This window comes from Collinsella aerofaciens, from assembly GCF_040926265.1.
In the GTDB taxonomy this organism is placed as follows: Bacteria; Actinomycetota; Coriobacteriia; order Coriobacteriales; family Coriobacteriaceae; genus Collinsella; species Collinsella aerofaciens_BB.
The window spans coordinates 21,673-28,639 of the sequence record NZ_JBCOIL010000011.1 but is presented as its reverse complement, the minus strand read 5'-3'; the positions used below and the strand labels follow the sequence as shown (position 1 = coordinate 28,639).

Below are 6,967 nucleotides of genomic sequence, written 5' to 3'. Positions count from 1 at the left end.
TTACCTCAGCTGGATAGAGGGTCTGACTACGAATCAGAACGTCATAGGTTCGAATCCTATACGCCGCACCAATTGAATTTTAAAGCCTCCGGTAACGGAGGCTTTTCTTATATCGCGATGCGTAGAAGATCGCATCAAGTGGTCAAAATGAGTAAAAATCAAATTCAATAACTTTTTTCGAAAAATGCTTGACCTTTATTCAGTCGATGTGCATAATAATCAACAAGTCGCGGCGTTACCTCAGCTGGATAGAGGGTCTGACTACGAATCAGAACGTCATAGGTTCGAATCCTATACGCCGCACCATTTGAGATTAAAGCTCCCGGCAACGGGGGCTTTTCTTTTATGTAAGCACTGCATGGATTCGAACCTCGGTCGAGGCGCGGGCGTAAAGAAAACGCGGAGCGTTTTTAGCCCGCGGGCGAGCACGCCGGCAGGCGGGCGAAGCCGGTGCGGATCCGCGCAGCGGATGCGCGGAATCCTATACGCCGCACCATTTGAGATTAAAGCTCCCGGCAACGGGGGCTTTTCTTTTATGTCGCCGCTGCATGGATTCGAACCTCGGTCGAGGCGCGAGCGTGAAGCGGACGATTTCCTGTCGACTCGTGTAAGATTCCGAGTAGATGTCGCGACTTATTCGCGACCACTCCTTCTTCAAGCGACCGATCAGGGTGATACTTCGTGGCAGAGCGTCCGACATACAAGCTCAGGTTTCTCGATCCCAAGAAGCGCTTTCCGGCGATGCCCGAGCAGCCTGCGGGACGCTCATATGGCGTGGTCTGGAAACTCTTTGGCGAGGATCAGCTTGAATCTTGTTATGTCGTCGAATTCGTTGGCAAAAGTCATGTGTCGCTTTTGGGCTACGTAAGCGTTTCGGGTGAGGTGTACAAGGTGGACCGCCCCGTCAGCGAGGCTCCGCTGCCCAACGATCCCGACATGGAACTGGTCCTTGACGAGTCGGATTCCAGTATTGGTGAGATTATGGTAAGGGAAGCCAACGGTGCAATGCGCGCGTGTGCGCAAACTGCCGGCTCTCCCGAAGGCCCCATGCGCGAGCAGTCCGACCACGAGACATGGAATTCGACCCGCGCCCTTCCTTACGGCGAGTTCATGGCCTCGATGTTCTTGCGCTACGTGATATTTGCCAACTCCGAAAGCGCTATTGTGAACACGGCGGACGCCGGCGGACTCGACGAGGGTATGCAAAACGTTGTCGACAAGATCAAGCTCGTAAAGTTGCCCGAGCCGGTCGAGGTGTTTTTGGGCTTTAACACGGCACCGCTCCCCGATGCTATCGAGACGCTGCTCTACCGCGTTGACCATGCCGAGAATCCGAGCGGTATCGAGCGCTATGCCGCCGCCCTTATGAGCGAAATTGACTTGCCCCGCCTGCGCACCATCGCTGCCAAGTCCGAGATGAGCCTGGCTCGCATTGATCGCTCAAAGATTTTCTATCTCAATTTTGATCGTAGCCTGTTGGACCAGGACGAGATTGACATGCTGCTTGCCATCGAGTGCCGTCTCAACCGCCTCTCCGGCATCCTTGAGCGCATCGGGGCCGGATTGGTCCCTGCGGCATCCTCGCCGAGCCTTGAGGGCTGCGCGCTCTTTGATGCGTGGCATATCGCCAAGACGACCAACGATGTTCCCCGACTGCTCGATACGGCTTCGAGCGATAACCCGTGGGGCAAGCCGGGTACGGTGGCTTGCCAGCCGGGCGGCGAGTGGGACGTGCGCACCCGTTTTGCGCGAATCGTTGAGGCGCTCAACGTGGTCACGCGGCTCGACTATACCTATCGGGCAAACGTTGCCGAGGGGATTATGCTCGTTCGGTTTGGGCAGTCTGTCGTTGATGCCATGCCGCAACGTGAATACGACGCTCAGGATGACGCCTGGCGCGAGCTGGACGAGGACACGCGCGCGATCTGGGCCGCGGAGCACGATGCGCGCGTGGCACTCACGCTTGCGGCAGCGTGTTTTGCCGCGGGCACCTGCATCACGCGCTGCTATGTGCAGATTGCTGCTCCCGACAGTGAGCAGGGCGAGCGCGTTGTCGCAACGTATTTCTTTGGGCGCGCGGCCTATCTGGCCGATTGCGTGCCTGTCGCCAAGGATCTTGAGAGCATGGACATGGACGATATGCCGTGCAAGCGTGTACTTGAGGCGTATGAGTCAACTGCTCCGGAGACGATTGAACCTGCGGAGGTTCATGCTCGTCCGCGTGATGACCATCGCACGCTTCCGCCGGCGCTGCGCGATTTGCTGCTTGCCGATACGGCTGACGAGTTGGAGGTCATGGAAGAGGACGACGACCCATACGTGGCCCGTGTTGTTGAATTGCGCGAGCAGGCAAAAGTCGACCGTACAGGTGCTTTTGAAGGCTTTTCCCGTCTTGTTGAGGAGTTGGAGGCTAAGTGCGCCGTTGCCGAGCTTTTGGCGACAGGTCCGGTTCAAACGCAGTTTTGCGATAACCAGCTGGTGCGCATGGTGCTACCGGTGTTGGAAGAAGACCGCTCGGTGCGGATCCTTCGTGCGCCCGATGCGCTGTACTTTGCCCAGCACGAGATTTGCAGCTTTTACGCCGAGCAAGAGGACTTTGAACGAGCACTGCCCGAGGTGCGCCATCTTTACGATCTGGCGCGCTCGTCCATGCAATCGCACTTTGCGCTCATCAACGTGCTTGCGCGTCTGGAGCGCTTTGACGAGATTATCGAGGTGGCGCGCCACGGCCTACGTATTGCCAGCGATCGTTCTGCAATCGGCTACCTGTTCTATCGCTTGGCGTTTGCCTATTGGAATTGCGATCAGCTCGACCTGGCGCTGGCTTGTTACCGTCTGGTGCCGCGCGGCGAGGAGTCGGGCAGTAGCGCGCTGGAAGAAATGCAGGGCCTTATGAACGAGATGGGCGTCAGCGAGCCTCCGACGTTCGAGGAAGCGGTCGAGACCATCCGCAAGGCTGGACTCGAGCTGCCGCCAGTGTCCGCCGTGACGAATCAGCTGGCAGATGCCGCTGTTCAACTGGTCGACAACGGCTTCTTTTTCCTGGCACGCGGTTGCATCTTCCAAATGTGGCGCACCATGGGCAACGACGAGCTCGGCTCCCTCAACCGCTCGCTGGGGTAGGTGAAGCTTCCAAGGAGGAAAGGATGCTAGGCAATTAGAAAATTTTCTCTTGCCCATCCTTGGCTGTTTGGTTACTATAGAACGGCTGTTACGGAGAGCTGACCGAGAGGCCGAAGGTGCTCGCCTGCTAAGCGAGTATGCCCCAAAAGGGCATCTGGGGTTCGAATCCCCAGCTCTCCGCCAGTACGAATTTGAAGAAGGGTCCCATTTGGGGCCCTTTTTTGTGCGGAGAAAGGAGGCTGGGGATTCGAACCCTCAAAAAAAGAGGCATCCTTTCGGACGCCTCCTTTCAGTGGGCTGATTATTCTTGCGCTCTACACCTCAGGAGCCTTGGCGACGGTCTCGCTCTCTGCCGCAAGTGGGCGGTTGTCGATGCGGCGGCCCAAGCGATCGAGCTTCACGAGCAGCCATTCAATGGGATTCGGCCCTGCACCTTCCTCGTCGGCAACCAAATCCACGACGGCAATCTTGGTGCCGTCCTGCTTGAGCGTAACGCTGCCCACCTTGTCGCCCACATGCACCGTGCCCGAAAGATCGTCGTAGCTAACCTTTTCGGTCACCTTGCCGGCAAGGGAAAACACGGTCGCTTGCGCCGTGGGGTCGGCGAGCGTGGCGTCGATCGTCTTATCCGTCCAGTCGGTTTGACCGATGCGCGCCATAAGCGGGTTGCCGTTGGCGGTCTTTTCCTGCGTGTTGGCGATCGCGACCGTCACCTTATGACCGTAGTACCAATTGGCAAGGGTTGCGGTATCGGTAAAGCGCTGATCGGTGGTGGTGGAGTTCAAAATAACGGTGTAGATCTCGTCGCCGTCGCGGTTGTAGGCGCTCGTAAAGCAATAGCCCGCGTCGTCGGTGGTGCCGGTCTTGCCGCCGATGTTGCCATCTTGGCCCAGCAAATAGTTATGCGTGTCCATGGAATGCGAATGGTCGGTGCCGTCGGCGCCCATGACCTGGATCCAGGAATCCTCGCTCGCTACGACCTCGCGGATCGTGTCGTTTTTCATGGCCTCCTGCATCATCAGCGCTACGTCGTGCGCGGTTGAGTGCATATCGCCAGCCCACTCATCAAAGTCCAGACCGTGTGGGTTCTCAAAGACCGTGCCGGTGCAGCCGAGCTTCTTAGCGCGCTCGTTCATGGCCTTCACAAATGTGGCCTCGGCGTCTTTGGTCTTAGGGTCGATCTTCTTGCCCACATATTCGGCGAGCACGATGGCGGCGTCGTTGCCCGAGGGAATCATCAGGCCGCGCAGCGCCTGCTCCACGGTAAGCTTGTCGCCTTCGAGCAAGCCGGCGGTCGAATTGCCCACGGTGGCTGCGGCGTTGCTCACCGTGACCTTCTCGTCCATCTTGCAATTCTCGACGGTTAGGATTGCGGTCATGACCTTGGTGATCGAGGCAATTTTGACCTGCTCATCGGCGTCGCGGGCATAGTAGACGGTGCCGTCTTTGCCCACGACGAGGGCATTGGTCGCATCGATATCGGGCAGGTTTTCGGCCGTGATGCCGCGCGCATCGGCGGTTTTGCCGCAAACATTGTCGGTCGTGAGCACTTGGGCGCCGGCGACGGTGGGCGCGCCAGCAGCAAGGGCGATAGCGCAGACAAAGCCGGCGGCAAGCTGGGCTGAGCGCTTTGCAAAAGAGGTGAGGGACTTCACGGATTTCGCTTTCGACGGGATGGTCTCTTCTGGAACTAGAGTATATCGTTTGCCGGCGTCGGCGATCATCGCGTGCGTGCGTGGCCCACATCCGCGCCCGAACGGGCGCAAGGGTGCTTAAGGCCGACTTAATCACCCACGCTTGTTGTGTGTGACGGGCGCCCCCTCGGGCATAATGGAGCGCGAGAGGAGCACGCATGAACGAGCGCATTTTGGTAGTTGATGACGAGAAGGCCATCGCCGACTTGGTTGGTATCTACCTTACAAAAGAGGGCTTTGATGTCCAGATTGCCTATAGCGGGGCCGATGCTGCCAAGGCGATTTTGGAGCAGGAGTTCGATCTGGCGCTGCTGGATGTCATGCTGCCCGATATCGATGGATTTGAGCTGCTGCGTACGATCCGTTCCAGCCATACCTATCCTGTGATCATGCTGACGGCGCGCGATGCCCAGCAAGACAAGATCGAGGGCCTTTCGCTTGGCGCGGACGATTACGTGGTTAAGCCGTTCCGTCCGCTGGAGCTCATCGCGCGCGTGCACGCTCAGCTTCGCCGCTACACCAGCTACGGTAGCCGTGCACAGGCGGCCGAGTCGCCGACCATTCAGCTCGACGGCTTGGAGATCAACCGCGACGCTCGTTCCGTGACGGTGGACGGTGCACCGGTACGCCTCACGCCCACCGAGTATTCAATCTTGCTGTATCTGGTCGAGCATCGCGGCAGCGTGGTGGCTGTGGAGGACCTGTTCCGCGCGGTGTGGAACGAGGACTTTATGCCCGGCTCCAACAATACGGTGATGGTGCACATTCGCCACTTGCGCGAAAAGATCGGCGACGACGCACAAAAGCCGCGCTTTATCAAAAACGTCTGGGGCGTCGGCTACATAATCGAATAACGCTTTTCGCTTGTGAGGATCTTGATATGACAAAAGACGATAGGCAAGCGTTCGAGGTGCCCGATCGGCTCTTTGAATACGTGAGGTCGGTCGTCGACAACCGCGCGCTTGCAACGGTGCTGCTCTTTTTGCTGAGCCTGCTGCTGATTGGCATCGACAACATCGTCGGAATCTTGGCGGTGCTGCTTGTCGGCTTTTTGCTGATCGATCGATTTGAGATCGTGTGCCGCTGCGTGGTGATTGGCGGCGCCGCGTGGGCCATGACGTTGGCGATTGGCGCCATGGCGCTCGGCGGCATCGAAGGGCCGGTGCTGTTCGATGCCGGCTTTGTATTCAACATGCTTGGCTTTGTGCTGGCGCTTGCCGCGTGCGTGCTGTTCTTGTGTGGCCGCGCCCTGTACTACCAGGGCTACGAGCAGGGCGAGCAGCATGCCGATTGTGTGCTGGCCGCTCGTATTCAAGATCGCCTGATCGATCACCCCGACACCTGGGATAACATCGACGGCGACTTCTTGGAGGTCGAGGGCGCCCTTAACCGCGTGCGTGACCGTGAGCGCAAGGTGCAGCAAGCTCTGCGTGACGAGTCGCATCGCAAGGACGATTTGGTCACGTACTTGGCACATGACCTACGCACCCCGCTTGCCAGTGTGGTGGGCTATCTTTCGCTGCTGCAAGAGGCTCCCGAGCTGCCGGTTGAGCAACGTGCGCACTTTACGGGCGTGGCGCTCGACAAGGCGCACCGGCTCGATGCGCTCATCGAGGAGTTCTTCGATATCACGCGCTTTGATTTCCACGATATCGTGCTCACCCGTGGTTACGTGGATTTGGGACTATTGCTGGCACAGGTGGCCGACGAGTTCTATCCCATCCTCAACGAGCAGCATAAGGAGGCCCAAGTTGATGTGTGCGAGGACCTGACGGTGCTCGTGGATGGCGACAAGATGGCCCGCGTCTTCAACAACATTATGAAAAACGCCGTCGCCTATAGCTACGAAGGCTCGACGATCACGATTGAGGCGAGGCGCATGGATGATGGCGGCGTGCGGGTGCGTTTTATCAACCAGGGCGATCCGATTCCGGCGGCAAAGCTCAAGGTGATCTTTGAGAAATTCTACCGTCTGGATGCGGCTCGTGCGACCAATCGTGGCGGTGCCGGTCTGGGTCTTGCCATTGCCAAGGAGATTGTCGCGGCGCACGGCGGCGCCGTTGCGTGCGAATCGACGCCCGAGCACACGGTATTCACCATCGAGTTGCCCGCCGCATAGCCAGGCTGCCCTTACAAACACTTGACAATGC

Annotated in this window: 4 protein-coding genes and 2 tRNA genes; 5 read left to right on the top strand and 1 reads right to left on the bottom strand. The window is 58.4% G+C overall.

The window, feature by feature from the left end:
* The first annotated feature begins 229 nt into the window (after positions 1-229).
* From AB5767_RS04680 to AB5767_RS04670, 3 genes are all read left to right on the top strand, one after another.
* A tRNA-Arg gene (locus AB5767_RS04680) sits at positions 230-306 on the top strand.
* A gap of 375 nt (positions 307-681) precedes the next feature.
* Entirely contained in the window at positions 682-3,123 is a 2,442-nt protein-coding gene (locus AB5767_RS04675; protein ID WP_368131651.1) for a tetratricopeptide repeat protein, read from the top strand.
* Positions 3,124-3,215: 92 nt separating this feature from the next.
* Positions 3,216-3,306 (top strand) — tRNA-Ser (locus tag AB5767_RS04670).
* A 131-nt stretch (positions 3,307-3,437) separates the two neighbouring features.
* Here the strand turns inward: AB5767_RS04670 and AB5767_RS04665 are convergent.
* Positions 3,438-4,778 (bottom strand): D-alanyl-D-alanine carboxypeptidase family protein, encoded by a 1,341-nt coding sequence (locus AB5767_RS04665; protein ID WP_368131649.1) that lies wholly within the window; start codon positions 4,776-4,778, stop codon positions 3,438-3,440.
* 197 nt (positions 4,779-4,975) lie between these two features.
* Between AB5767_RS04665 and AB5767_RS04660 the strand changes: the two genes are divergently transcribed.
* Both AB5767_RS04660 and AB5767_RS04655 read left to right on the top strand, forming a co-directional pair.
* Entirely contained in the window at positions 4,976-5,671 is a 696-nt protein-coding gene (locus AB5767_RS04660; protein WP_250786886.1) for a response regulator transcription factor, read from the top strand.
* 26 nt (positions 5,672-5,697) lie between these two features.
* Positions 5,698-6,936: a sensor histidine kinase gene (locus AB5767_RS04655; protein ID WP_368131647.1), complete on the top strand. Its 1,239-nt coding sequence runs from the start codon at positions 5,698-5,700 to the stop codon at positions 6,934-6,936.
* The last annotated feature ends 31 nt before the right edge of the window (positions 6,937-6,967 follow it).

Bases quoted from the DNA above. Each gene is read 5' to 3' on its own strand.
- AB5767_RS04655 (WP_368131647.1), top strand. From the start codon at position 5,698: ATGACAAAAGACGATAGGCAAGCGTTCGAGGTGCCCGATCGGCTCTTT.
- AB5767_RS04660 (WP_250786886.1), top strand. From the start codon at position 4,976: ATGAACGAGCGCATTTTGGTAGTTGATGACGAGAAGGCCATCGCCGAC.